Annotated in this window: 17 protein-coding genes and 2 tRNA genes; 3 read left to right on the forward strand and 16 right to left on the reverse strand. The window is 59.6% G+C overall.

Going from position 1 to position 26,403, the window contains the following annotated elements:
• Nucleotides 1-437 precede the first annotated feature (437 nt).
• From pbpC to JZY08_RS18850, 6 genes are all read right to left on the reverse strand, one after another.
• Entirely contained in the window at nt 438-2,516 is a 2,079-nt protein-coding gene (pbpC, locus tag JZY08_RS18825) for a penicillin-binding protein 1C (RefSeq protein WP_216333146.1), read from the reverse strand.
• Nucleotides 2,513-7,969 (reverse strand): alpha-2-macroglobulin family protein, encoded by a 5,457-nt coding sequence (locus JZY08_RS18830; RefSeq protein ID WP_216333148.1) that lies wholly within the window; start codon nt 7,967-7,969, stop codon nt 2,513-2,515. The genes pbpC and JZY08_RS18830 overlap by 4 nt, the downstream gene beginning before the upstream one ends.
• Before the next feature lie 122 nt (nt 7,970-8,091).
• Nucleotides 8,092-8,280, reverse strand: coding sequence for a Trm112 family protein (locus JZY08_RS18835; RefSeq protein ID WP_003497541.1), 189 nt, complete (start codon nt 8,278-8,280; stop codon nt 8,092-8,094).
• A gap of 10 nt (nt 8,281-8,290) precedes the next feature.
• Nucleotides 8,291-8,962 carry an LON peptidase substrate-binding domain-containing protein gene (locus tag JZY08_RS18840; RefSeq protein ID WP_035242879.1) on the reverse strand — a complete coding sequence of 224 codons (672 nt, stop codon included), beginning with the start codon at nt 8,960-8,962 and terminating at the stop codon, nt 8,291-8,293.
• A gap of 68 nt (nt 8,963-9,030) precedes the next feature.
• Nucleotides 9,031-9,999 (reverse strand): thioredoxin, encoded by a 969-nt coding sequence (gene trxA, locus JZY08_RS18845; RefSeq protein ID WP_137039181.1) that lies wholly within the window; start codon nt 9,997-9,999, stop codon nt 9,031-9,033.
• Nucleotides 10,000-10,053: 54 nt separating this feature from the next.
• The gene (locus tag JZY08_RS18850; RefSeq protein ID WP_003497546.1) at nt 10,054-10,563 is read right to left on the reverse strand and encodes a prolyl-tRNA synthetase associated domain-containing protein; all 510 of its coding nucleotides are present in this window, start codon (nt 10,561-10,563) and stop codon (nt 10,054-10,056) included.
• A 257-nt stretch (nt 10,564-10,820) separates the two neighbouring features.
• Here JZY08_RS18850 and JZY08_RS18855 point away from each other — a divergent pair.
• The 3 genes from JZY08_RS18855 (at nt 10,821) to JZY08_RS18865 (ending at nt 12,446) form a co-directional block, all read left to right on the forward strand.
• Nucleotides 10,821-10,895, forward strand: a tRNA-Gly gene (locus tag JZY08_RS18855).
• A gap of 316 nt (nt 10,896-11,211) precedes the next feature.
• Nucleotides 11,212-11,511: a hypothetical protein gene (locus tag JZY08_RS18860; RefSeq protein WP_253204147.1), complete on the forward strand. Its 300-nt coding sequence runs from the start codon at nt 11,212-11,214 to the stop codon at nt 11,509-11,511.
• Nucleotides 11,512-11,684: 173 nt separating this feature from the next.
• Nucleotides 11,685-12,446 (forward strand): collagen-like protein, encoded by a 762-nt coding sequence (locus tag JZY08_RS18865; RefSeq protein ID WP_216333150.1) that lies wholly within the window; start codon nt 11,685-11,687, stop codon nt 12,444-12,446.
• A gap of 232 nt (nt 12,447-12,678) precedes the next feature.
• Here JZY08_RS18865 and JZY08_RS18870 read toward each other — a convergent pair.
• From JZY08_RS18870 to tilS, 10 genes are all read right to left on the reverse strand, one after another.
• Nucleotides 12,679-12,755 (reverse strand) — tRNA-Met (locus tag JZY08_RS18870).
• 135 nt (nt 12,756-12,890) lie between these two features.
• The gene (gene mnmA, locus JZY08_RS18875) at nt 12,891-14,087 is read right to left on the reverse strand and encodes a tRNA 2-thiouridine(34) synthase MnmA (RefSeq protein WP_216333153.1); all 1,197 of its coding nucleotides are present in this window, start codon (nt 14,085-14,087) and stop codon (nt 12,891-12,893) included.
• 207 nt (nt 14,088-14,294) lie between these two features.
• A complete protein-coding gene (locus JZY08_RS18880; protein WP_003497552.1) occupies nt 14,295-15,485 on the reverse strand; it encodes an OpgC family protein in 1,191 nt (396 codons plus the stop codon).
• A gap of 512 nt (nt 15,486-15,997) precedes the next feature.
• On the reverse strand, nt 15,998-17,074 hold the full coding sequence (locus JZY08_RS18885; protein WP_216333155.1) for a Tim44 domain-containing protein: 1,077 nt from the start codon (nt 17,072-17,074) through the stop codon (nt 15,998-16,000).
• 225 nt (nt 17,075-17,299) lie between these two features.
• A complete protein-coding gene (gene serA, locus JZY08_RS18890; RefSeq protein WP_035222256.1) occupies nt 17,300-18,895 on the reverse strand; it encodes a phosphoglycerate dehydrogenase in 1,596 nt (531 codons plus the stop codon).
• 83 nt (nt 18,896-18,978) lie between these two features.
• Entirely contained in the window at nt 18,979-20,157 is a 1,179-nt protein-coding gene (locus JZY08_RS18895; RefSeq protein WP_137039185.1) for a phosphoserine transaminase, read from the reverse strand.
• A 208-nt stretch (nt 20,158-20,365) separates the two neighbouring features.
• Nucleotides 20,366-21,214 carry an outer membrane protein gene (locus JZY08_RS18900; protein WP_082185363.1) on the reverse strand — a complete coding sequence of 283 codons (849 nt, stop codon included), beginning with the start codon at nt 21,212-21,214 and terminating at the stop codon, nt 20,366-20,368.
• Between the two features lie 180 nt (nt 21,215-21,394).
• Nucleotides 21,395-22,747, reverse strand: a complete 1,353-nt coding sequence (gene glmM / locus JZY08_RS18905) for a phosphoglucosamine mutase (protein ID WP_082185362.1) — start codon at nt 22,745-22,747, stop codon at nt 21,395-21,397.
• A gap of 191 nt (nt 22,748-22,938) precedes the next feature.
• Nucleotides 22,939-24,903, reverse strand: coding sequence for an ATP-dependent zinc metalloprotease FtsH (gene ftsH / locus JZY08_RS18910; protein ID WP_082185361.1), 1,965 nt, complete (start codon nt 24,901-24,903; stop codon nt 22,939-22,941).
• Between the two features lie 154 nt (nt 24,904-25,057).
• Nucleotides 25,058-26,389, reverse strand: coding sequence for a tRNA lysidine(34) synthetase TilS (gene tilS / locus JZY08_RS18915; RefSeq protein WP_216333156.1), 1,332 nt, complete (start codon nt 26,387-26,389; stop codon nt 25,058-25,060).
• Nucleotides 26,390-26,403: the final 14 nt, after the last annotated feature.

The following is a 26,403-nucleotide window of genomic DNA, read 5'->3' on the forward strand; positions in this document are numbered from 1 at the left end:
CCTCTTTTCCCCGCACGTGACGAATGTGTGCGACCATCCAACCGGCGCTTCCGGCTATCCAGGACATGACTCCGCCCTGACGGATGCAGCAGCACACTCCGCCCCAAGCGAGGTCATGTCCTTTGGATCAGCCGAAACGGCAGCACCGTTTGCGCGCAGCTTAAGTGCTACGCTCGTCTCTCCCATGCGACCGGCGTTCTCCGGGCGCAGTTTCAACATAACGGGATGAAACAGGATTCGCAACAAAAATTGCAGAATTTCTATACGGCAATAAAATTTCCAAAATTTCTTCTTTTGGCCGGCTTCCGGATTGGGATGTGGGGCCGATGACAAAGGCCGAGTCCCCGCAGCTTCACCGGCCGCGCCACCTGGTGATGTTAAATCTAGAAGAATGGCGGACACGAAACCGCTTATTGCGGCAGGCGCACCCTAAAAACTCACTCGATGAAAACCCGCACGCTCGAAGCGCGGCCATCGGCGTCGATCACCGTCAGCGTCGAAAATCCCTGCCCCTCCGGCCGCCATTCGCTGTTGCGGCGAAGGGAGACATCCGGCAGGGGCATGCCGTTGGCGAGCCAGCGGAAAGGCGCACGCCCGCCCTGCAGCTTCAACACCAGCGGCGAAATGCCCGACTGGCTGGAAAGCTCGACCCTTGCCCCTTCCGGCGGATAAACGATGCGCGGGGCGCTTTCCCGTTTCGAGGCGGAAAGCAGGCCACTTGCGGTCAGGGTGAAACGTCGCTGGTTGGCGGGAAGGTCGCTCACGGCAACCCGCGCAACACCGGAAGGTGCGGCCGGCATCGGCGTGATCGCCACGCCGGACTTCTCGAAGGCCTCGAACAGGATCGGGGCGGCCGTCGCATAACCGGCGATGCCCGGAACCGCACCATTGTCGGCACGCCCGACCCAGATGCCGACCACATGCCGCCCGTCATAACCCACCGACCATGCATCGCGGTAACCGTAGCTGGTGCCGGTCTTGTAGGCGATGCCGCGCTGCTTCATGCCGAGCGGCGGCAGCACGCCGGACAGGATGTCGGAGACGTTCCAGATCGCGGCATCGGAAAACAGCCGGTCACCGCCGAGCCGTTCCGGGGTGGAGCGGACGCCATCCCCGAGCCGCACGGGCTCACTGCCGCCAGCAAGTCCCGCATAAAGCTGCACCAGATCCACCAGCGAAATACCCGCGCCACCAAGCGCGATGGCGAGCCCCGGCGCCTCGTTTGCGGGAAGCACGAGCCTCACGCCCGCCCGCCGGAAACGCACCATCAGCGCAGACGGGCTGACCGCATCCAGAAGTTTGACGGCGGGCACGTTGAGCGACAGTTGCAGCGCCTGCCTGATGCTGACATCGCCCTGATAATGCATGTCGAAATTGCGCGGGCGATAACCGGAAAAATCAGCCGGGCGATCCTCGATGATGGTTTCCTGCCCGACAAGACCGTCTTCGAAGGCGAGGCCATAAATGAAAGGCTTGAGGGTGGACCCCGGCGAGCGCACGGCCCGGCTCATCTCCACGAAACCGCGCCTTGCCGTATCGAGATAATCCGCCGAGCCCACCTCCGCCAGAATGTCGCCGGTCTGCGCGTCGGCCATGACGATGGCGACGGAGACCCTGTCTCCCAGCTTTTCCGCCGCATGGCGGGCCACATCTTCCAGTTCCCGCTGGATTGGCAGTTTCAGCGTGGAATGCACCTCAGTAACATTTGGAAATTTCGCCCGCGCGGCAACGGCCATATGCGGCGCATAGGATGGCAGATCCCGCCGGCTGGCGGGCACGCCCGCAAGACCCGACCTTTCCGCCTCCCCTTCCCCCACCACACGCTCGACGGCAAGGCGTTGCAACACGCGCTCCCGCGCCTGCCTTGCCGCATCCGGGAAACGGTCCGGACGGCGCTTTTCCGGCAATTGCGGCAGCGCCACGAGCAGGGCGGCCTCGGCCGTATCGAGCCGCGCAGGTTCCTTGCCGAACCAGGCGAGGCTTGCGGCGCGAATGCCTTCGAGATTGCCGCCATAGGGCGCGATATTCAGATAAAGATCGAGAATCTCCGCCTTGCTGAGCCGTCTTTCGATCTGGAGCGCACGTGCGGCCTGCAAAAATTTCGCCGAAAACGACCGGTCGGCACGCGGTTCGATCAACCGCGCCACCTGCATGGAGAGCGTCGATGCGCCGGAGACAATCCGGCCGTTGCTCGCCAGTTGCCAGGCGGAGCGCAGCAGTGCCCACGGGTCGACGCCGTGATGCTCATAGAAACGCTGATCCTCATAAGCGACCAGTATGCGCAGAAATTGCGGATCGACCTCGGCGGCGGTGGTTTTCAGCCGCCAGCGGCCATCCGGTGTTGCGAAGGCGCGCAGCAGCCGGCCGTCGCGGTCCAGCACCTCGAAGGATCGCTGCTGAGCGGCGTCCAGCGGTGGCGGATAGGCCTTGTCCAGCGCATCGAGGCCGAAGGCCGCGCCGCCTAAAAGCAGCGCGGCCGACACGATGCCGACGATGATCGCCTTTTTCCGCCTCATGGGGTTGCCGAACGCACCTCCATGCGGCCCGTTGCCGTGCGGGCGGCAAATTGCGGCCGGTACATATCTTCCACCGACGCTGCCGGATGATCATAGGTGCCGGGGGTAACCGCGCGCACCACATAGGCGAGCGTAATTTCCGAACTGTCACCGGCTGAGCGGTCGAAGGCCGCAACGAACCGGTCATAGCGGAATTCGGTATGCGCGGCTTCCGTTTCCGGCAACCAGTCGAAATTCGAAAGGGCTGCAGAATTGACGAGGCTCGGATTGTCGATCTCGAAACCGGAAGGCAGAAGGTCGGTTACCAGAATACGCGACTGCCAGTTATTTTGCGGCACGACATTCAGCACGACCACATAACGCTCGTTCTGCGCCACCTCGCTCGGGTTCACTTCCTCGCCATCCATCGAATAGTAGGTGCGGGTGATGGTGAAGCCCTCGCCACCGGCGGCAAGTGGCTGCGCCGGCGGTGCGACCGTGGTGACGACAGCCGTGACGGGATCGGCCGAAGCATTGGCGATTTTCAAGGGAGCAGCCAGCAATTCGTCGCCGCTCATCCGCTTGCCGAAGCCGCCGGTCTGCAAATCGCCGTTCACATCGAGGCGGATATCCTTGTCCTCACCTTTGACGGCGCGGGCGGCAAGCAGCATCCATGCCTGTTCCTGGGTGCTGGTATAGGGTTTCTTTTCCCATTCCTTCGCCACCGCACCGGCAAGCTGCGGCACAACGGCCGGAACCGGGCGGCTTTCCGCCGCAAGCGCCAGAGTCGCCGCGCCATCACGCAGGGCGGAACCATAATCCGCCCTTGCGAAGCTCACATTGGTGGCACGGCTCGCCATATCGAGCGACGCGCCAAACACAGCCTTCGAGCGGGCCTGATCGCCATAAAGCGAGAGTGCTGCGGCAACCTGCGCCTTGGCAAGCGGCGTCGGGAAATCGCCAAGCGCCGTATCCGCGTAATATCTGAGATCGTTGATCGCCGCCTTGCGGTTACGCGCCAGCACATAGAGCGAATAGGCGATCTCGTTGCCGCGGTCCTTGACGTTGCTGTCATAGGAAAGGCCGTTCTGCAGGTTGTTCAGCGCCTGCACCATGGCCTGTTCGGGAACGTCGTAATTCTGCTCGCGCGCCCTTGTCAGGAAGTCGCTGATATAGGCATCGAGCCACAGATCGCCGTAACCGGGCGACCAGAGGCCGAAACTGCCGGAACTCGACTGGAAGGAGAGCACCCGGTAGATCGCCTCCTGCACGCGCCGGTGGGTATCGGGGTCTTCGGCCATGCCGCTATCCTTCGTCATTTCCGAAAGATAAAGCAGCGGCAGGGCGCGGCTCGTCGTCTGCTCGGCGCAGCCGTAGGGATATTTATCGAGCATCATCACCAGCGCCGGAACATCGAAGGCTGGCGAGCGCGTGACGTTGACGGCGACGGACGAGCCGAGAAGCATGCTGTCAGCCAGAAGGTCGCCATTGATCGTCAGGCTGCTATTGGGCGCAATCTTGATCTCACGCCGCGTCGTGACCGGCAGAACGGCCGGGCGCACCGGAACGTTCAGAACCTGTTCCAGCGAAATACCGGCAGCATTGGAAACCTTGATGGTGATTGCGCCATTGCCGGGCTGTTCGCCCGTCAAGGGAACGGTCAGCGAAGACTTGCCCCCCTTTTGAAGCGCCAAGGTCTGCGACATCTCGCCCTGATCGACCGTCAGGGCCGTGTTGCTCGTCACATCCAGCCGGTAGTCGCCGGCCTCGCCATCGGTATTGGCGATATCGAGCCGCAATTGCGAGACATCGCCGGGCGCGAGGAACTTCGGAGCACTGGCGGTGACCACAACGGGATCGCGGATGACCGCATCGGAGACAGCGTGTCCCACGCCCGTCTTTGTCCAGGCAACAGCCATGATGCGCGCCGTGCCGTTGAACTGCGGAATATCGAAGCTCACGGTCGCCTTGCCATCCGCATCCAGTTCGACAGGCCCCGAGAAGAAGGCCACGAGCTTTTCGGTGGGCGGGCTGCCCTGCAATGCTGCGCCCCCGCCATCGCCGCCCGTGCGCAGGCGGCCGGTGGCGCCAAGCGAACCGTCGATCAGGCGGCCATAGAGGTCGCGGATTTCCAGCCCAAGCCGACGCTGGCCAAAATACCATTCATCCGGCTTCGGCGGCTCATAACGGGTGAGGTTCAAAATACCGACATCAACCGCCGCGACGATGGCATAGGCCTTTTCGCCCACGCCCGCACCGGCAACGCTGATGGGGATTTCAAGCGGCTGGCGCGGCAGCGTCTTCTGCGGCGCGCCGAGCGTGACGGAAAGCTTGCGCTCGGCCGGATCGACGGCAAGCCACTTGATGCCGATGGCGCGCATCGGCATACGGCTTTCCTGCGCATCGCCCGGGCGGAACAGCGTGGCCGTGACATAGGCACCCGCACCCCATTCCTCGGTAACGGGAATGTCGATCTCGCCGCCATCCTCACCGATCTCAGCATTCTGCACGGAAATCAGCTTTTCGGAACCGGAGGTGACCATCAGCTGACCGGCAAAACGCGACGACACCTTGAGTTTCGCGGTATCGCCGATCTTGTAGCTCTGTTTGTCCAGCGCGATTTCCAGCGCATCCGGTGTCTCTGTCGAGCTTGCCTCGACGTAGAAACCGGCATCGAATTCGACGCTGGAAACCGGGGCGCCATTGCCGGCACCTTCCACTTCCAGCCGGTAACGGCCCCAGGTGACGGGCACGGAAATCTCCGCGCCATTGGCATCGACGGAAAGCGTGCCTGTTTCGGTCTGCTTGGTATATTCCACCGGCTCGTAACGCCAGGAATTGCCCTGACGATACCATTGATAGTTTCGCTCAACCTTGATGAGTTTCCAGTTGAGACCGCTCATCGCCTGTTTCGTGCCATCGGCTGAGACGCCGACGATGTGGAAACGACCGACGGAATTCTGCGCGAGATCGCCCGAAAATTGCGGCTTGATGCCGATCATCGACGCCTGCGCCTTCACCGGCAGCGTCAGCGAGCGTTCCACGGCGCGGCCGCCGGCCTCACGCATGCGCACGGTGACATTCGCCGAAAGCAGCTGCGTCGTGGACGGCAGATCGGTCAGATCGACATTGAAGCTCGCCTTGCCTTCGTCGTCCAGCGCTGGCAGGTCGGCAAGCGTGGTGCGGTTTTCCTCTTCGCTTTCCTCATCGGCCAGACCGAAGAAATACCCCTCGAAATCGGCGCTCGTGCGGGTCGGCTTGACGGCAACCTCGCCTTCCAGCGTCAGGCCTGCGGCGGGCGCGCCGTAGAGATAACGGCCATCGACATCGATTGCCGTTTCCGCGCCCGGTTCGATCTGTTTCACCTGGCTGGAAAGATCGAATTCCGTGCGATCAGGCACGAAATCATCGACCAGAAAGCTCTTTTCACTGATTGCAGCCGTTTTTGGGTCGGTGTGGATGCGCAGCGTCCAGGTGCCGCGCATGGCATTTGCCTGCAATGGCAGATCAACCGCATGGCCGCCCAGCGCCTTGCCATCACTGACGAAACGCCGGTCCTCAACGCCATCCGGGCGCGAGAAGATGAAGGTCAGCGGCAAATCTTCGATTGCCTTGCCGTCGACATCGCGCGCAAGAGCGGCCGCATGCACGGTCTCGCCGGCGCGGTAGATGCCACGCTCGGTCCAGCTGAACACGTCGATGGCACCGGGGGCAGCGCGACCCGTCACGCCACGATCCGAGAGATCGAAGCCGGCACGCGTCATGTCCAGGAAGACATAATCCTTGTCACCGTTGCGCGCCGTGAGGATGGCGGGCGCCTGTGCCGCCGTGCCGCGCATGAGGCCCGCCGAAAACACTGCCCTGCCATCCGCATCCGTCTTTGCAGTACCGAGCACTTCATTGTTCTTGGCGAGCAGCTGCAAATCGACGTCCGCAAGCGGCTTAGCACTGCCAAGCGCACGGACGAAGACGTTGAGACCATCGGTTCCGGCATAGGTGGTGATGCCGGTATCGGACACGAGGAACCATTGCGTGGCGCGGGAATCCCAGGTCTCCGGTGCGGTGCCGGGCGGAACGGCGGTCAGCACATAGATGCCGGGTTTACGCTCCGGCAGGGCCTCATCCACCGGAAAGCTCGTCACCACATCCTTGTTGAGGTCGGGCTGGATGTCTATCGCGCCCTGCCAGACCAGTTCGCCGATTTCGTTTTCAATGCGGTCGGCATTATAGCCGTCCATCTGCGTCAGAAATTGCGAATTGGTGAGAAGTGCTGTGATGTTGCGGTCACCGACGCGGTAAAGCTTCAGGTTGGCCTGGTCGGCATTGACCGAAACGATGGGAATGCCGCGACGCGCCGTGCCTGGCAGGACGAAGTTCTCGCCGGTAAAGCGCACACTCGCTGCGCGGTCGCGCACGTAAATATCGAGATTGACCTGCTTTTCCAACGGCTCTTCCACCGAGGACGGCAGGCCGGCGCGAAACGCGATCTTGTAGCGTTGGCCATGCGTCAGCCCCTCGACGCAAATCTCGCTGCCCTTCGCTTCGATGGCCTTGGGTGCGGTTCCGTCCAGCGTGACGAAGGAGGAATAATCGACGCCATTCTTTACCAGCGGTTCGGAAAACTGCACGCAGGCGCGCGGGCTGACGCTATCCGTATCGATCGTATTGTTGATGACGCGAAAACCCTGGCGCGTGCGCAGATCGGCATAGGCCGCCTTTGTCTGGGCATTATCGGAAAGCGTGAGGCTTTCCTTGTAAGCGCTGAGTGCCGCGCGATAATTCTGGGTCTTTTCGAAGGCCTGCGCCAGCCGGTTCAGCGCTTCGGTGCGGGCGCTGACCGTGCGGCTTAGCTGATAGGCGTTGATGGCAGCGGAAGCGGCCTGGCCAGCGATCGCATAATTATCGCTAACCTGCGCCGCCTTCTGCGAAAGCTCCGCCCACAGCGCGCCGTCCTCGGGCGAGATCGCAAGAGCCGCCTTATAGGTCTCGACCGCATCCGGAATATTGCCCGCCGCTGCCTGTTGTCTGGCAGTTTGAAGCAGGCTTTCCAGCCCGCCTTCGCCCTGTCCCGCGTTTGCCGCAAGGCCCGTTTTCAACCGGCGCGCTTCCTGCTGCAGGCTATCCGTGACGAAGGACAGGCGTTGCGGTGCGCCGATATCGGCCTCAGCCGCCACTTCCACGATTTTGCCGGCAACCGCGCCGGGAAAGGCATTCAGCTGATTGAAATCCGACTTGAGAAAACACCATTTCACCTTGGGATTGTAGGTGAAGGCCTTGCAGGCGGTATCGCCAACGCAAATCTCGCCGCATTGCTCCAGCGAGACATTCTGTTCTGTTCTGAGATCGAAGCCGAAATAATCACCGTTTTGGGTGGTGACGACCTTGCGGGACGGCTCCGTCGCCGCGGCTGGAAGAAAAGCAATGGCGGTTGAGACCGCAACCAACGAGATCCGGACGAGCGCGCGCAACGACATCAGTTTTCTCCCCGCAACAGACATGTCGGGCGGGACTCTGGTCAAATCCACGCACGGTTGTCAACGCATCATCGTCAATTTGCGACGCGACAATGTGGAGAGACCGGAGGGTCAGGGGAAGGTTAGTCTTCGATTTTCCGCGCTTCGGAAATCAGCATGATCGGCACGCCGTCCCGGATCGGGTAGGCAAGTCTGGCGCTCTCGGAAATGAGTTCGTTGCGGGCCCGGTCGTAGGAAAGCCGCCCCTTCGTCAAAGGGCAGACCAGCAGCTCCAGGAGCTTGGGATCGACATTGCTCATCCTGTCGTCCATGGCGGCGACCCTACTGCAGCACGTTGCCGCCCTCGCCCGATCCCTGGGCAAGAACGATTTCGGTGATGGCGATCAATGTTTCGGCCCGCGTTTTCAGATCGGGTGCTTCCAGCAGCGCCTGCTTTTCGGCCGGCCCGAACGGAGACATCATGGAGAGCGAGTTGACAAGAACACGGTTGCCCGCCCTCTCCACACTTTCCCAATCCGCCTCCAGCTGGTTGGCATCCAGAAATGCCCGGAACACCCGCAGCAGGTTTTCACGGTCCACCGCATCCTCGTCATATTCACCGGAAAGATCGGCAATGAATGGTGCGTGGCGAAAACTGCGATAGGGCTTGCCCGCATCCACCTCTTCAAGCAGGCGGAAGCGGCACACGCCGGTGAGCGAGATGATGTAACGGCCATCCCCCGTTTCCGAAAAGGAGGTAATGCGCCCAAGGCATCCAACGGCGCTGAGAGGACCACCCTCAAGCCCCGCCTCCATGACATTGAGGGCAGGCTGCACCATGCCGATGACACGGTGGCCAGCCAGCGCCATATCGATCATGGCGAGATATCTGGGCTCGAAGACATTGAGCGGAAGATGGCCTTCCGGCAGAAGCAGGGCGCCAGGCAATGGAAAGACCGGCACGGTTTCCGGCAGGTCGTCGTTCTTCACATATCTCGCATTTCCGACATGCATGGGATCAAGCCCCCTGTTCACTGCTGCCCGGCGGGCGGATCAACCGCTATTGCCGGGATATGCCCGCATTACGAAAAGAGTAGTGCCGAAAGCTTCCTGCGACCGGCGACACTTGCCGGGTCCTTGAAGCCCCAGGCTTCGAAAAACTCCAGAAGCTGGCGGCGCGCGCCGTCATCATCGAAGGTTCTGTCCTTGCGCATGACATAAAGCAGATGATCCGCCGCCTCGTCACGCCGCCCTTGAGCGTTCAGGACCTTGGCAAGCTTTATCCGCGCCTCGAAATGATCGGGATTGATTTCAATATCGCGTTCCAGCGCCACCGGGTCGCCGATCTTGCGGGCTTCCTCATATTGCGCGATCTTTTTCGACACGAGTTGGATGCCCGCATCCTCGGCGACCTCTGCCGGCAGGGAAGACAGGAGTTCGCTTGCCCGCTCATATTGACCCACAGCGATCATGCATTCGGCAATACCGGCAATCGCGGCGGGGTTTTCAGGATCAGCCTGCATGACGGCGCCGAACAATTGCGCCGCGCCGTTGAAATCACCATCCGCCAGAAGCTGCTTCGCTTCGGTAAGAACCGCCTCGATCTCGGCCTTCGGATCACCCGCATCGGGTCCAGCGATCTTGTCGATGAACTGCTTGATCTGGCTTTCCGGCACAGCACCCATGAAGCCGTCGACAGGCCTGCCATCCAGGAACGCGACGATGGCGGGAATGGACTGGATGCCGAGTTGGCCCGGAATGGACGGGTGATCGTCGATATTCAGCTTCACGAGCTTCACGCGACCGTTGGCCTCGTTGACGGCCTTTTCAAGCACCGGGGTCAGTTGCTTGCACGGGCCGCACCACGGGGCCCAGAAATCCACAAGAACCGGCTGGCGGCGCGATTCTTCCAGAACATCCCTGGAGAAAGCGGCTGTCGTCGTGTCCTTGATGTGACCGGAGGATGCACCGTTCAGCTCGCCGCTATATTGCGCGTTGCCGGACATCTGCCCGCCATAGGAACTGCCGTAAGGATTGTTCGTGCCGCTCATGCCGGTCTCCCGTAATCTCTGTCATATTGGATAGATTGAAGCAAAGATCGTATCTCACTCGCTGACTTTCAAGACAAGCGGCGTATGACCGGTCGCCTCCAGAAAACGAATGAGATCCCTGTTTCCTATCGTCGTCGTCTGGTCATTGGAAAGCGGATGGCCATTGATCAGCTCGTTTTCCAGAAGATCGCTGTCGAGCACGAAGGTAACCTCGCCGCCACTATCGTTGATGGCGCCAAAAACCGTCACGGAACCCGGAACCACGCCCAGATATTCCAGCATTTTTTCCGGTCTGCCGAAGGATACGCGACTTGCGGCGCCAATCGTCTTGTGAACGCTCTTCAGGTCAACGACCGCATTTTCCTCAACGGTCAGAACGAAATACTGATCCTTCTTGTCCTTCACAAAAAGGTTCTTCGTATGACCGCCCGGGATGAGATCCCGCAGGGACTGGGATTCGGCGACGGTATAGACCGGCTCATGCTCCTTCGTCGTATGCGCGATGCCGAGCCCGTCCAGAAAAGCGAACAAATCCGCTGCCGTCTTCGGAGAATTTTCCGCCATATCCTGCCGCCTGCCTTTGCCGATTCCGATATCTTCACCGCCATGATTAAGGGGGCGATCCGGGCTTGGCAACGCGCGAAGACGGAACGGCTCGAAAATTCTCAATCATTTCCGCCGCTTGTCACATTTCTCAAAGAAATTTTCGCGTTTTTGTCATTTCCCTGTTGCATTCCAAAATCGATTGAGCGATATAGCGCCCGTCGCCGCAACTGTGGCGACCCACGGTTCAGCGTACTACCCCGGACCGATGGATTTGAGCGGGTGTAGCTCAGGGGTAGAGCACAACCTTGCCAAGGTTGGGGTCGAGGGTTCAAATCCCTTCGCCCGCTCCAAACTTCCCAAAGACAGATTTTGCAGTGTAAACGCGTTGCCTCAGGCAGCCGAAGTCCCGACATATTATTCTGCGCTCGCCGCCTTCACGATGTTCAATCAGCGAGTACGCCATAAAATTACCGGCGCGCTGGGAACCTATGGCAACAACGAGCGTTTCTGACGCGAGGCTCCTAACCTCAGTTCCCCTCTGAATTGCCCGCCGCGAGCGGGCATTTTTTTGGGGCAAGTGTCGCCGGCGAAAAATGGGCGGCGGAGTGGAACAGCTCTCCCATGCAAGGCGTTCTCCTGCGTTGATCAACGCCGGGGAAACAACCCATGTCCGCAAATCTCAAGAGCACCGCTCTGTTTGCCGCACTCGCCGTCTTCCTAGTGCCAGCCGCATCTTTCGCCGCCGACATGATCGTCTATGGCCAGGATCAGGCTCCGCGGCACAAGACGCATTATCACCAACGCGTCGCGCAAAACGTCTATTCGAATCAGGCTGAAATGCGCTGCAGTGAGAATGTTGTGTCCTACCGGTCGCCCTATGAGCGGCATAAGGAGGTGGTCACACTCTGCCATCCGCCACTAAACTGGCGCACCGGGCCATCCACCGCAACAATATGGTCGCCATGATCTTGCCATAATTCGTTTGATGTGCTTTTGTTCACCCGCCCTTGTGGGAGGGGGTAAAGGTTGAGACCCGTCGGCTGCATTTGACAGCGGGCGGGTTTCCCTTTTTTTGGCGATGATTTACCCGCCGATGCACCCTGAAGGATTGCCGTAGGTTTCAGAAGCCAATATTTCAGTTGCAATTCAGGGTTTTAAAGTTTTCATATAAAACCAAAGACGTGATCAAGGCAGGAGCGCCAATGTCAGAGGGAATGTGGTTGAAAACCGTCGGCATCGCCGGAACGTTGATCCCGATCGGGGGCGCACTGATTGGCTTGGGGATTTATGTCGGCAATCTCAACAGTCAAATCGAAGCATCTAAAGCAGAAGTCCAAACTCTGAAAGGGCAAGTCACGCAACTGCAAGAAATCTTACAGAAAACGCAGGTGACGGGCCTTGGAGCAAAAGGGCAAAAAGGCGATAAAGGAGACCCCGGTGATGCTGGCCCTAAAGGGGACCGTGGACCGCAGGGAATTCCAGGAGAGCCCGGTATCTCCACGCCGGGAAATATTGACCTGTCACCAATCCTTTCTCGGTTAGCGGCACTGGAGCGTACTGGTAATCAGGCGCGACCAGCAACTGGAGTAGAAGTCTCGAGTTCATCTCCAGTCGCGCCATCTGTGACAGAATGCGTGCAACTCCCGCAGAAACAGACCTCGGGGACGTTCGTCATTGCTGACGGAACGAGAATTTGTGGCACAGGCGGGGAGTTTTTGGCGAAGCTTGAGGTGCAAGGGGAAACATCGCTTCGCTTTTCCAATGGCGGCTCTTTCCGAAGATGTTCCGTCTCGAACCCATGTGGTTTCTTTCAAAAAACGGCGGGAACGTTCATTCTGGATCAAGTCGTCCGGTCAACAGACGGAACGTGGATAGCCCAATTCACAGCTTACGCCAGATAGAAATTCGCTAGGAATTTCTTTCCAGACGACCATTTGTCGGGCCGTGTAAATCGGCATGCGCATCGGCCGATAATCGGCAAGGGCAGCGTGAATGGAAGAAAAAGTGCAAAGAGATTTTTGAACGCTGCGAATTAAGGCTTCAATGGCCTTTGCTTCCAACATGGTTCAGTGCCGAAATAGTGCTAATCGGGCTGAGCACGCCTTGAAGGGACCATTAAAAGAAAAATTGAAATGGTAGCGGGAGAGGGACTTGAACCCCCGACACGCGGATTATGATTCCGCTGCTCTAACCACCTGAGCTACCCCGCCACAGTGGAACCGTGACAGTCATGTGACCGTCCGCTCCATCAGGATGAGCGGCTTATAAGGTGCCGCTCCCCAAAGTGTCAAGCGCATGACGCGCAAAAAATTCGCTTTCCACACGACGGTGAAAACCGAATTGTTTCAGGCGGCAACCGGCTTTTCCAAAAGTGCCTTCAGCGAAGCCTCGGCGTCCACCGAGCGTTCCGAACGTTCGATGAAGCCGCCACCGTAAACGCGGGCATCCGCGCCGGGTGCGGAATAGAGCACGCAGGCCTGACCGGGAGCGACACCGGCCTCACCGGTCATCAGATCCACATAGATACCGCTTTCGTCGGCATGCAACATCGCTTCGGTTGGCGGGCGGGTGGAGCGCACTTTGGCGAAACAGGCAAAGCCCTGCCCGGCATCCGCTGAAAGCTCGCCATCGCCAAGCCAGTTCATGTCGCGCAGGTAGACACGGCGGGTTTCCAGCGCTTCGCGCGGCCCGACGATAACCCGGCGCCCACGTGCATCGAGATGCACCACATAGAGCGGCTCTCCGGTTGCAACACCGATGCCCCGGCGCTGGCCGATGGTGTAATGCACGATGCCGTCATGACGGCCGAGCACGCGGCCGTCCAGATGGACGATATCGCCCGCCAATGCCGCATTCGGCTTCAGCTTGTTGATGATATCGGTATATTTGCCCTGCGGCACGAAACAGATGTCCTGACTGTCGGCCTTCTTGGCCACGACCAGACCCATATCTTCTGCCAAAGCGCGCGTCTCGGCCTTGGAGAGGCCGCCGAGCGGAAAGCGCAGATAGTCGATCTGCTCCTGCGTCGTCGCAAACAGGAACCAGCTCTGGTCACGGTCGCTGTCGATCGGGCGATAAAGCGCGCGGCGGCCGGGCTGACCGGCAACGGGGTTGGGACGCGAGCGGATATAATGGCCGGTCGCCAGCGCATCGGCACCGAGTTCCTGCGCTGTCGCGAGCAGATCGGCGAATTTTACCGTCTGGTTGCAGGCGACGCAGGGGATCGGCGTTTCACCCATCGCATAGGCTTCGGCGAAGGGATTGATGACAGTTTCACGGAACCGCGCTTCATAATCCAGCACATAGTGGGGAATGCCGAGCGTTTCGCAGACCCTGCGCGCATCGTCAATGTCCTGCCCGGCGCAACAGGAGCCAGCGCGGTGCACGGCCGCACCGTGATCATAAAGCTGGAGGGTTATACCGAGGACGTCGTAGCCCTCGCGCTTGAGGATACCGGCCACAACCGAGGAATCGACGCCACCGGACATGGCGACAACGATCCGGGTGTCTTCCGGCCTCTTGTCAAAATCGAGCGTATTCACGTTTTTTCCCATCGTCAGTCATAACGGGGGTAAAGGCCCCGCCGCCTGTCGGTCATCCGCCGCGTGAGCATCAGCCGGAAAACCGGACTGTTCTGCCTCGCCATCATGCGGATTTAAGGGCTGCATATAGAAAGGAATGGCCGCGCACGCAAGTACGGGGCGGAAAACCGCCCCGTAAAGCCATCAGATTGAGGCCGTGACAGACTGTTAGGCGCCGGCCGTCTTCTGGCCACTGCTGCCAATCCACTTGTCGCGCTCCCGCCACAGGGCCGGCAGAGCCAGCAAGCCGATTGCGGTGAAGGCGATCAGCGTCTTGCTGACCTGCGACAGTTCGGCCGTACGGCCGTCCAGATAATAGACGCCATAGACAATGGCCACGTGCCAGACATAGACTTGGAGCGAATGACGGCCGAGCAGCTGCAGGAACTTCAGCGACAGCACCCAGATCACGCCCTCTGCAATCGAGCGCACGATCGGGCGGTGATGCTTCGGACCGGCGATCACCAGCCAGGTCAAACCGACGCCGACAGCAAGGAAATTGATGAGGTAGACCGGTCCGAAATCGGCGCGGATTTCCATGGTGGAAAACTTGCCCATCACGAATTCCGGCATCAGGCCCCAGGCAGTTGCGATGCGCAGCGGCATGAAAAACAGGCATATGAGAAGTGCCGCCTTCGGAAGCCATGTTTGCTGCGGCGAGAAGATCGCCTTCCACGGAATGCGGTTCTGCGCCGTCATCGCGCCCAGCACGAGCGCAGAATAGAACACCAGCTGCCAGCCCAGCAGGTTGAAGCTGACACGGATGCCCTGCTCGTCCGCACCCTTGACGAGTTCGTTGAGCGGCGTCGTCACGATCTGCTGGAGACCGAGCTGGCCGGCCATCCAGACCAGCAGCGAGCCAGCCATGACATAGGCCCATTTACCGTCAAGGCACAGCTTAACGAGGATCGGTGCAAACAGCATGTAGACGATGTACTGCGGCAGAATATCCATGAAGGTCGGCTGGAAGAGGAATGTCGCAATCGCCGCCAGACGCAGCGGATCGTCAAACGAGGTCATCCCCAGCCAGTTGTACCAGATATAGGGCGCATGCGGGATAACCATGCGGAAGAACAACACGGCGATGACGAGACCCATCGCATAGCGATAGAGCTCCATCGCGCGGTTCCAGATCATCTGTTTGCCGGCGTCATAACCGTATTTCATCATCTTGCGGGCATAGACCATGCCGATCAGCAGACCGGACAAAAAGACGAAACCCTGCGCATCTTCCACGAAGGCAAACTGGCGGTGATTGATTTCCACCAGCCAGAAGCCGCCGGCAAACACCAGATGGTTGATCAGCATGAAGACGAGGAAGTAACCACGCATCCCGTCGATCAGGTCAAAGCGTTTCATCTCGATAGCTCTCCGTTCTCACAGGGCCTGCGTTACCCAGCCACCCAGCCCGGCTTGCGGGAGGCGGGCCGGGAATTGGATTGTCAACGCTGATTTGCGCCTGAGGTTCCCTTTCCAAAGCGGTTTAGAACCGGCGCGAAAAGTAACATTGACGTGTAGGCGTTCTGGTTAGGACGTGGGGACTGAATGGCGGATGAATGAAAAAGGGCGATTCCGTGGAGCAAATGAGCTATGCGCCGGCGCCACACCTCGACGGAGAGGGCGCAAACCCTTGCATGGCAGGGGGAAGCGGATATCGCGATCAAAAAGGCAATGTAGATATCACCCGTTAGATTTATCAGTCGTTTTTTTGGAAAGCTTTGCCCTTTCGCCGGCGTCGCTGAAGTACCGGCGGAATCAAAAAGAAGGCACGGCGAAAGATAGCGTCGCGTCATCGTAGATCACGACACGCAAAAGCCCGGAGGTTCGTAAAAACCTCCGGGCCATTTATTCACAGAAGGCTATGTTTCGCCTCAGGCAGCGGCCTGAATTGCGGCGACCTGCCAGTTGTCGTTGCCGCCACGGCGGACGAAGGTCCACATCTCAACCGCTTCGGCAGGATGCTGGTCGTCACCTTCGATAACCTTGCCCGAGGTGCGGTCGCGCATAATGTCGATCGCGGAGTAGCGCATCGCAACCGTCGCGTAATCCTGGCCCTCTTCGTGCCAGGCTTCGGCGACATCGCCCTGCAGCAGCGTTATGTCACGCACTTCGTTTTTCACGCCGCTCGTGGCGTTGTCACTCAATTCCTCGGCGAGGTAGGACATGGCTTCCGGCGTCGTCAGCTTGCGCAACGTGCCGTAGTCTTCGGCCCCATAAGCCGACTGAACGTCTTCCAGCATTTTCTGGAAGGTTTCGAGGTCGCCCTGTGTGATGCCGATCTCGTCACCTTCAGAAATCGCGTTGGCATGCGCCACGGGCTTCGCCGTGTCGGCAGTGGCTGCCGCCGCGCCGCCCGCAGCACCGGCAAGAGCGCCGATCTTCGGGATCTTGAACGAAGAAGCGGAAGGACCCGCCTGCGGGCCGCCATTAAAGGAGGAGCCGGAATGATCCGTACGCTGCGATCCGCCTGCGCCACCGAAAGCGGGCTGGCCCTGACGGCGCGATGCGAAGAAACGCATGGCGAGCATGACCAGACCACCGATAAGCAGTACCTGCAGCAGCATGCCGAAGAAACCGGCCATGCCGCCGAAACCGCCGCCCAAGAGCATGCCGAACAGGCCACCCATCAACAGGCCGCCCATCAGACCACCCATCATGCCGCCAAACAGGCCACGATTTTGCTGCGGCGCCTGCACGCCGGGGCGGGCCGGCTGAGCGGCGCTCGGTGCTGCCTGATTGGTATTGGGCGTCATGCTGCGGTTGATCGGCGCGGTCTGTCCGGGGGCCGTATTGGTTGCCGGCGGCGTGGAAAACGTCCTCGTGCCACGGCTGCCGAAACCGCCGCTTGCACGGCGTGCTTCCGCCATGTCGACCGCTACGAAAGACACCGCGATACCAAGCGCGGCGACTGCGAACAAACCCTTGAAGCGCCGAAAGGCAGCAAACATCACTATCTCCTGTTGGCCGCCCTCCCATGAGCGGCATGTCAGCAGCCGATATAGCAACTCATGATCATCATTTTTAGACCGCTCGGCTTAAATTTTTTGTGATATACAACCGAAACGCGAGGTGGACACGCGACGCAGCAAAACCGTCGTTTGGAAAAACGAAAAACCCGGCACAGGGTCTCCCCTGCACCGGGCCTTATTGTCCCCTTGGGAGGAACGATAAGATCAGTCGACGTTGAAAGTCAGCGGCTTGACCTGGCGGATCGCCGGGTTGGCGCGCAGCTTGTCCAGAACGGTTTCGGAAACCGGGCCATCAACATAAAGAAGTGCGATGGCGTCGCCGCCTTCCTTTTCGCGGCCGAGCTGGAAGTTGGCGATGTTGACGCCAGCCTCACCGAGCGTGGTGCCCATGAAACCGATCATGCCGGGAACGTCGGTATTGGTGATGTAGATCATGTGCGATCCGACATCGGCATCCATGTTGATGTTCTTGATCTGGATGAAGCGCGGCTTGCCATCCGAGAACACCGTGCCGGCAACCGAGCGGATCTGGTTTTCCGTCTTGACCGTCAGCTTGATGTAACCGTCGTAAACACCGGTCTTGTCGCGCTTGACCTCGGAGAGGATGATGCCCTTTTCCTTGATCATGACAGGCGCCGAAACCATGTTCACATCTGCAACCTGGCTGCGGATCAGGCCGGCCAGCAATGCACTGGTCAATGCCTTCGTGTTCATGTTGGCGGTTGCGCCATCATAAAGGATTTCGATTTCCTTGGTGGCGCTTTCCTGCACCTGGCCAACGAAGGAGCCGAGAACATCCGCCAGACGGATGAAAGGCTTCAGGCGCGGTGCTTCTTCCGCCGTGATCGACGGCATGTTGATGGCGTTGGAAACCGCACCCTTGACGAGATAATCCGACATCTGCTCGGCAACCTGAAGGGCGACGTTTTCCTGTGCTTCCGTGGTGGATGCACCAAGATGCGGCGTGCAGACGACATTCGGCAGGCCGAAAAGCGGGCTTTCAGTGGCGGGCTCGACTTCGAACACGTCGAAACCGGCACCGGCGACATGGCCGGACTTGATGGCATCGGCAAGGGCCGCTTCATCCACCAGACCGCCACGGGCGCAGTTGACGATACGCACACCCTTCTTGGTCTTGGCAAGGTTCTCTGCATTGAGAATGCCGCGCGTCTTGTCGGTCATGGGCACGTGCAGGGTGATGAAATCGGCCTGGGCCAGAAGCTCGTCCAGTTCAACCTTGGTGACGCCCATTTCCTGCGCACGCTCGGGCGACAGGAAGGGGTCATAGGCCAGAACATGCATCTTGAGGCCGAGTGCACGCGAGCAGACGATGGAGCCGATGTTGCCGGCACCGATGACGCCGAGCGTCTTGCCGGTGATTTCAACACCCATGAATTTCGACTTTTCCCACTTGCCGGCCTGCGTGGAGCTGTCAGCGGCCGGAAGCTGGCGCGCAACGGCGAACATCAGCGCGATAGCGTGTTCCGCTGTCGTGATGGAGTTGCCGAAAGGCGTGTTCATGACGATGATACCGCGGCGCGATGCAGCCGGAATATCGACATTGTCGACGCCGATGCCGGCGCGGCCGATGACCTTGAGGTTGGTTGCCGCCTCGATCAGCTTTTCCGTCGCCTTGGTGGCGGAGCGGATGGCGAGACCATCGTAATTGCCGATGATTTCGGCAAGCTTGTCCTTGTCCTTGCCGAGTTTCGGCTGGAAATCGACTTCGACGCCACGATCACGGAAAATCTGGACGGCGGTTTCCGACAGTTCGTCGGATACGAGTACGCGAGGTGCCATAGTTCACGGGCTCCTTGAAAAACGGTGCAGTTTTGAAAGCGGGGAATGTGCGGCCCTGCATCAGCGCAGGGCCGGTATCAAAATCAGGCGGCAGCCTTGGAAAGTGCTGCCTTCTGCGTCTGGTAGGCCCAGGCGAGCCAGGGCATGACGGCTTCCATATCCGCCGTCTCGATTGTCGCGCCGGCCCAGATACGCAGACCGGACGGTGCGTCACGGTAAGCGCCGATATCGAGGGCGACATTTTCCTTTTCGAGCAGGGCAACGACGCCCTTGGCGAAATCTGCCTGCGCGGCGGCATCCAGTGCAGCCACCTCGGCATCAACGATCTTGAGGCAGACGGAGGTGTTGGAGCGGGTTTCCGGCTTGACGGCCAGGTTGGCGATCCAGTCGTTCTTTTCGATGAAGTCGTAGATGACCTTGGCATTGGCGTCGGCACGGCCGATCAGTGCCTTGAGGCCCCCGAGGTTCTTCGCCCACAGCAGCGCGTCAATGTAATCCTCTACGCAGAGCATGGACGGTGTATTGATGGTTTCGCCGGTGAAGATGCCTTCGATCAGCTTGCCGCCGGAAACCATGCGGAAGATTTTCGGCAGCGGCCATGCCGGCGAATAGCTCAGCAAACGCTCGACGGCGCGGGGCGAAAGGATGATGACGCCATGGCCGCCTTCGCCGCCCAGAACCTTCTGCCAGGAGAAGGTAACTACGTCGAGTTTGGTAAAGTCCATGTCCTGTGCGAAGGCCGCCGAAGTGGCGTCGCAGATGGTCAGGCCCTTGCGGTCAGCCGGGATGAAATCGGCATTGGGGACGCGAACGCCTGAAGTGGTGCCGTTCCAGGTGAAGACGACGTCACGGTCGAAATCGACTTCGGCAAGGTTCGGCAGCAGACCGTAGTCAGCCTCGAACTTGCGCACGTCCTTCAGCTTCAGCTGCTTGACGACATCGGTGACCCAGCCAGCGCCGAAGCTTTCCCAGGCGAGCATATCAACGCCGCGTTCACCGAGCAGCGACCAGAGAGCCATTTCAACGGCACCGGTGTCGGACGCGGGAACGATGCCGATACGATAATCGGCGGGAACATTGAGAACTTCGCGGGTGAGATCAATGGCCTGCTTCAGCTTGGCTTTGCCAACCTTGGCGCGATGCGAGCGACCGAGCGGCGCGTCGGAAAGAGCATCTAGCGACCAACCGGGACGCTTCGAGCAGGGACCAGAGGAAAAATGCGTATTGCCCGGACGGACGTCCGGCTTCACGATATCTGTCATTTGACTATCCTTCCAGATAGGCGCTCCACGTTAGGGTGGAGTGTCCTGACGCCGTTGCTATTCCTGTCGCCGGTCGCAGTCAAGCGGAATATGTCGCTACGCAGAAGAATTTTGGTCCATATGCGTCATGCGCAATACCGCTAAAACGAAAACCGCCCGCACCCGAGGAGGATGCGGACGGCTTGAAGCTATCAGTCAGGCGTGACGTTTATTTATAAACGGCAGGCTGCAGCGGAATATCGGCGGGCGGCATGTATTGCGCGGTGTCGCAACCGTTGAAGACATAACGGCCACCAACGCGCACTTCATGCGAATAGAGGCCCTTGTCTCTGCCCGGACCACCATTGTTCTCGTAACCGAACATGTCGCCCTTGTTGATGTGGCGGAAACGGTAGCCGACATCAGCCTTCAAATTACAGGTAATATCGATGGAGGCACCGGCCATCAGGGCGTAGGCGAAGCGCCACTTGCCCTTGCCGCCGTGTTCCGTGGTCGGGTCGCAGCCGAGGCCATTGGTGCTGCACGAGGTATTGCGCAGCTTGTCCCACTTGACATAGGAGCCGCCGATACCACCACCGACATAAGGCGTGACACGGCCATAGGTGCCAAGATCGACATAGGCATTCGCCATCAGCGTATAGGCTCTGAGAGAACTCAGATCGGTCGAGACGCATCCACCCGAGGGCGAAACACCGCAACCGCCGCTCGTGGAGCCGCGGAAATCGGACTTGCCCATATAGTCGAAGGTCACGTCGCTGCGGAAATAGTTGTTGAACTGATAACCGACACCCGCGCCAATGATATAGCTGTCCTTGATCGTCGCCGTATCAAAATCCTGCAGATAACCACCCGGTCCACCCTGATAATAATGGGCGCCACGCAGCTTGTTGAAGGAATAACCGACGTCGCCGCGCAGATACCAGCCGCTCGACTGCGTGATCTGAACTTCGGGTGCCTCGACATAGGCCGGTGCGGGTTCGGCTTGGTAAAGATCGGCGCCGACGGCGCTTGTGCCGGTCAGCAGAACGGCCAGAAATCCAGCCAGGGCGTTTTTCATGACTTCCACTCCAGAAGAGGCACGTGCGTTGCGGCAGCTGCCAGTGAACGGTTCAGTCACGGAGATTGGCGTAAAATGGTTAAGTCCCGATTAACCACGATCATTCACTATATTTATTAGCAAACACTCAAAGAAAAAGCCGGCGCGAAGGCCGGCTTTTTGTTACTACTGGAAACTGAATTATGCGGCAGAACGAGCGTTCGAGATAACGCCAACGAGATCATTGACGATCTGCTCCACCTGCGCGCTATCATCGCCTTCAGCCATGACGCGGATCAGCGGCTCCGTGCCCGAAGGGCGAATGACGAGGCGGCCATTATTGGCCAATGCGCTTTCCGCATCCGCAATCGCCTGCTGCACGACGGGATTTTCCAGCGGCTTGCCGCCCGAAATACGCACATTCTTCAAAAGTTGCGGCACAGGCTCGAACTTGCGGCAAACTTCGCTGACGGTGCGCCCCGAGCGCTTGACGCGGGCAAGAACCTGCAAGGCGGCCACGAGGCCATCACCCGTCGTGCCGTAATCCGAGAGCACGATATGACCCGACTGCTCGCCGCCAATGTTGAAATTGTGGTTGCGCATGTGCTCAACCACATAACGGTCACCCACCTTGGTACGCGCAAGGGTGAGGCCCTTGTCACCGAGGAAGCGCTCCAGACCGAGGTTGGACATAATAGTGGCGACGATGCCGCCGCCGCGCAGCGTCTTGTCGTCGGCCCAGCTATCGGCAATCACCGCCATCAGCTGGTCGCCATCAACGATCTCGCCGCGTTCGTCGACGATGATGACGCGGTCCGCATCACCATCGAGCGCGATGCCAATATCGGCCCGCACTTCATGCACCTTCTTCTGCAGGGCTTCCGGATGGGTGGAGCCGCATTCGAGATTAATGTTGATGCCGTTCGGCTCATTACCGATGGTGACGACTTCAGCGCCGAGTTCCCAGAGCGCTGCTGGCGCCACCTTGTAGGCCGCACCGTTGGCGCAGTCGATGGCGATCCGAAGTCCGCTCAGCGTCACATCACGCGGCAGGGTACGTTTGACGAATTCGATATAACGGTAGATATCGCCATCCACGCGCTTGGCGCGGCCGATCTCGCTCGGCTTCGCCAGCTGGGCATAGATATCCTTGTCGAGAAGATCTTCGATCTCCAGCTCCAGCTCGTCGGAAAGCTTGTATCCGTCAGGGCCGAACAGCTTGATGCCATTATCGGAAAACGGGTTGTGCGAGGCCGAGATCATCACTCCGATATCGGCACGCAACGACCGGGTCAGCATCGCAACCGCCGGCGTCGGAATGGGGCCAAGCAGGAAGACGTCGAGACCGGCGGCGGTAAAACCGGCGACCAACGCGTTTTCCAGCATATAACCGGAAAGCCGCGTATCCTTGCCGATGACGACCCGATGGCGATGATGGCCTCGGCGGAAGATCGTTCCGACCGCAATACCCACACGCATCGCCAGATCCGGCGTCATGGGGAAGACGTTCGATTGTCCGCGGATACCATCGGTTCCGAAATAACGGCGTGCCATTTGAACTCCAAATCTTTTCCAGCATTCCGGCAAAAGCTGAAAACAGCCGGAAGCGTTTTTGGCTAGATGCCACAAACCACGATAAACAGCACGTAAATTACCGCAAAAATGGCTTATATCTTGTTACCAAACTGAAAAGGCCACCCGGAAAACCGGATGGCCTTTTACAATCAATCATCTTTGGAAAGCGATCAATGCGGCTGCGGCTCCATGCCGCCTTCGGCCTCACCGTCACCCTTGGCTTCGCCGTCACCCTTGACTTCACTCGGGCCGTCCTTCTTGGTGCCGGCTTTCGGCACCGCCGAACCACGGCTGCCGGGAGAATCGTCACCCAGGTCACGCGCGGGCTTCTCGCCCTTCAGCAGTGCCCTGATCTCGTCGCCCGTCAGGGTTTCGTATTCGAGAAGACCCTCGGCAATGGCAACGAAGCCATCATGGTTATCCGTCAGGATGCGCCGTGCCTCGGTATAGGCTTCGTCGATCAGGCGGCGAACTTCGGTGTCGATCGTCTGGGCCGTCGCCTCGGAGACGTTCTTGGACTGCGAGACGGAATGGCCAAGGAACACTTCCTGCTGATTTTCACCGTATGAAACCTGGCCGAGAGCGTCGGAGAAGCCCCATTGCGTCACCATGGCACGGGCAAGCTTGGTGGCCTGCTCGATATCCGAGGACGCGCCGGAGGTGATGTTTTCCTTGCCGAAGGTCAGTTCCTCGGCAACGCGGCCGCCCATCATGATGACGAGACGCGACACCATCCACTTGTAGCTCATGGAGTAGCGGTCGCCTTCCGGCAACTGCATGACCATGCCGAGTGCACGGCCGCGCGGGATGATCGTCGCCTTGTGCAACGGATCAGCCACCGCAACCTTCAGCGCGGTAATCGCATGGCCGGCTTCATGGTAAGCGGTCAGCTTCTTCTCGGCTTCGGTCATGGCAGAGGAGCGACGCTCCGCACCCATCATGATCTTGTCCTTGGCGTCCTCGAATTCCTGCATAGTGACCACACGCTTGTTACGGCGGGCGGCCATCAGGGCGGCTTCGTTGACGAGGTTCATCAGATCCGCACCCGAAAAACCGGGCGTGCCACGGGCCAGAACCTTGAGATCGACATTCGGCGCCAGCGGCACGTTGCGAACATGCACCTTGAGGATGCGCTCGCGGCCGACGATATCCGGGTTCGGTACAACGACCTGACGGTCGAAACGGCCTGGACGCAGAAGTGCAGGGTCAAGAACATCAGGACGGTTGGTGGCGGCGATGAGGATGATGCCCTCATTCGCTTCAAAGCCGTCCATCTCAACCAGCAGCTGGTTCAGCGTCTGTTCGCGCTCGTCGTTACCGCCGCCGAGACCGGCGCCACGATGGCGACCGACGGCGTCGATTTCGTCGATGAAGATGATGCAGGGTGCGTTCTTCTTGGCCTGCTCGAACATGTCACGCACGCGGCTTGCGCCAACGCCGACGAACATTTCCACGAAGTCCGAACCGGAAATGGTGAAGAACGGAACGTTCGCTTCACCGGCAACGGAACGCGCCAGAAGCGTCTTACCCGTACCCGGAGGGCCGACAAGCAGCACGCCGCGTGGGATTTTGCCGCCGAGACGCTGGAATTTCTGCGGATCGCGCAGGAATTCAACAATTTCCTCAAGGTCCTGCTTGGCTTCGTCCACGCCTGCAACGTCGTCAAACGTCACACGGCCGTGCGCTTCCGTCAGGAGCTTGGCCTTGGACTTGCCAAAGCCCATCGCGCCACGCGAGCCGCCCTGCATCTGCCGCATGAAGAACAGCCAGACGCCGAGAATGAGGAACATCGGCAGAAGCGTGCCGAGATAGCTCAGAAAACCGGAGGAGCCGTCGCTCTCGGGACGAGCCACAATGGTGACGTTCTTGCTCTGCAAGCGCTCCATCAGGCTGTCGTCGATAACGGGGGAATAGGTCTGAAATGCCGTGCCGTTTTCGGTATAGGTTCCAAGAACCCGGTTACCCGTCACGGTCACGTCGCGAACTCGCCCGGAATCCACATCGCGAATAAACTGGGAATACGGAATTTCCCGCGAACCCGTTTGTGTCGGCGAAGTCTGGAACATGCTGAACAACGCGATCAGCAACAGGGCGATCACGGCCCACAAGGCGAAATTTCTGAAATTTGGGTTCATCGAACTCCCCGAACTCACACGGGCATGTTTGCTGCCCGCTCTTACGTGCCCCTAACATAAGGACGACATCTGCCGTTGCCAAGGCGAAGGGCGTTATCTGATGCGTTTTGGTGTAAAAAGTATTCCAAGGCAATTCACGAAAAAGAGGCCGGATTTAAACCGGGGGCTGTGGATATGCCGGGCGACCGAACAAATTGGCCACCGCATCCGCCAACTCAAGGTCGAAGCGCGGCAGGAAAAGATCGAAGGGCGCAAGCCTCGGCACGATGGTGACGGCGCCTTCCACGGAGATCGAACCGGCCGCCGGTGCGGCGATTTGCGGCAGGATGGCCATGGCCTGTTTCGCCACTCCCACCGGTACAGAAGGAAAAAGTGCTGCCGCAGCGTCAACGCCGACAGCCGCCATGACATGGGCGGTGAAAGCCGATCCGTTTTTTAAAAGGAAGCGATCGTCCCAAAAAGCCTCGTCACCGGCCTCGACGCGAAGCTCCGGCAGGTTTCGATGCTCCCGGAAAAGATAAAGCCCGTCCCTTCGGCGGTCCAAAAGGACGCGACCGATCGTTGTCCGCCCGTTCTCGCCCGTTTTGAGGAACTGCAACACCCGCGCCATGCTGTTTGCGGCCGGGAGATAGGCCCGCCCGCCTAGCGTGGCGATGACCGTCGCCAGCCCGTGCCTAAACTCTGGAAGATTGCAGCGAATGGCGCTGTCGGGAAACCTGGCCAGCACGGCATGAAAGACTTCCAGGTGTTCACTCAGGAAAATGGCCGTTTTTTCGGAAAGCGCCTGCCTTTTTGCTGCGGCCTCCGTATCAATCTGCACCGGAGCATCAGGGAGCGACTGCCGCACGCGGACACGCTCGTATCGAGTATTCTCATTACTCGGATCGTCAAACCAGCCACGCGAGCGGGACGATACGAACTCACGGATCGCCTGTCTTTCACAGGTCAGGAACGGCCGCATCACCCAATGATGTCCATCATATAAGACGGCATCCGCCATGCCGGAGAGGCCGGGATTGTCTTCGCCGCCGCTGCGGGCCGCTCGCATAGCGACAGTTTCCCGCTGGTCGCCGATTGTATGCCCCGTTGCGATAAGATCGGCATCGATCTTACGGGCCACCTCGGCAATCAGGCGATATCGGGCAAGGCGGGAAGCTTCCGAAATACCGGAGACCGGTTTGATACCATCCCAACGACGCGTCGCGTGGGCAATGCCGAGGTCGGCGCAGAGCAACGAGACCTTCTCTGCTTCGTCGGCCGATTCTGCTCTCAGCCAATGGTCAATCGTGACGGCGGACACCCGCACCTCGTCACGACCTTTCTCAGCCGCTGCCTCATGCAATGCCAGCAACAGGCCGGTGGAATCGCTGCCGCCGGAGATTGCAACGAGGATATGGGCGGGTTTGCGAAGTTTTTCGACGAACGACCTTGCCGCCGCAAGCGGCGCAACTGTCTTTCCGTTCAGAATACGGGCATCAACCGGCATGGAAAAACCGCCGC

It is taken from the genome of Rhizobium sp. X9, from assembly GCF_018873185.1.
GTDB lineage: Bacteria > Pseudomonadota > Alphaproteobacteria > Rhizobiales > Rhizobiaceae > Agrobacterium > Agrobacterium oryzihabitans.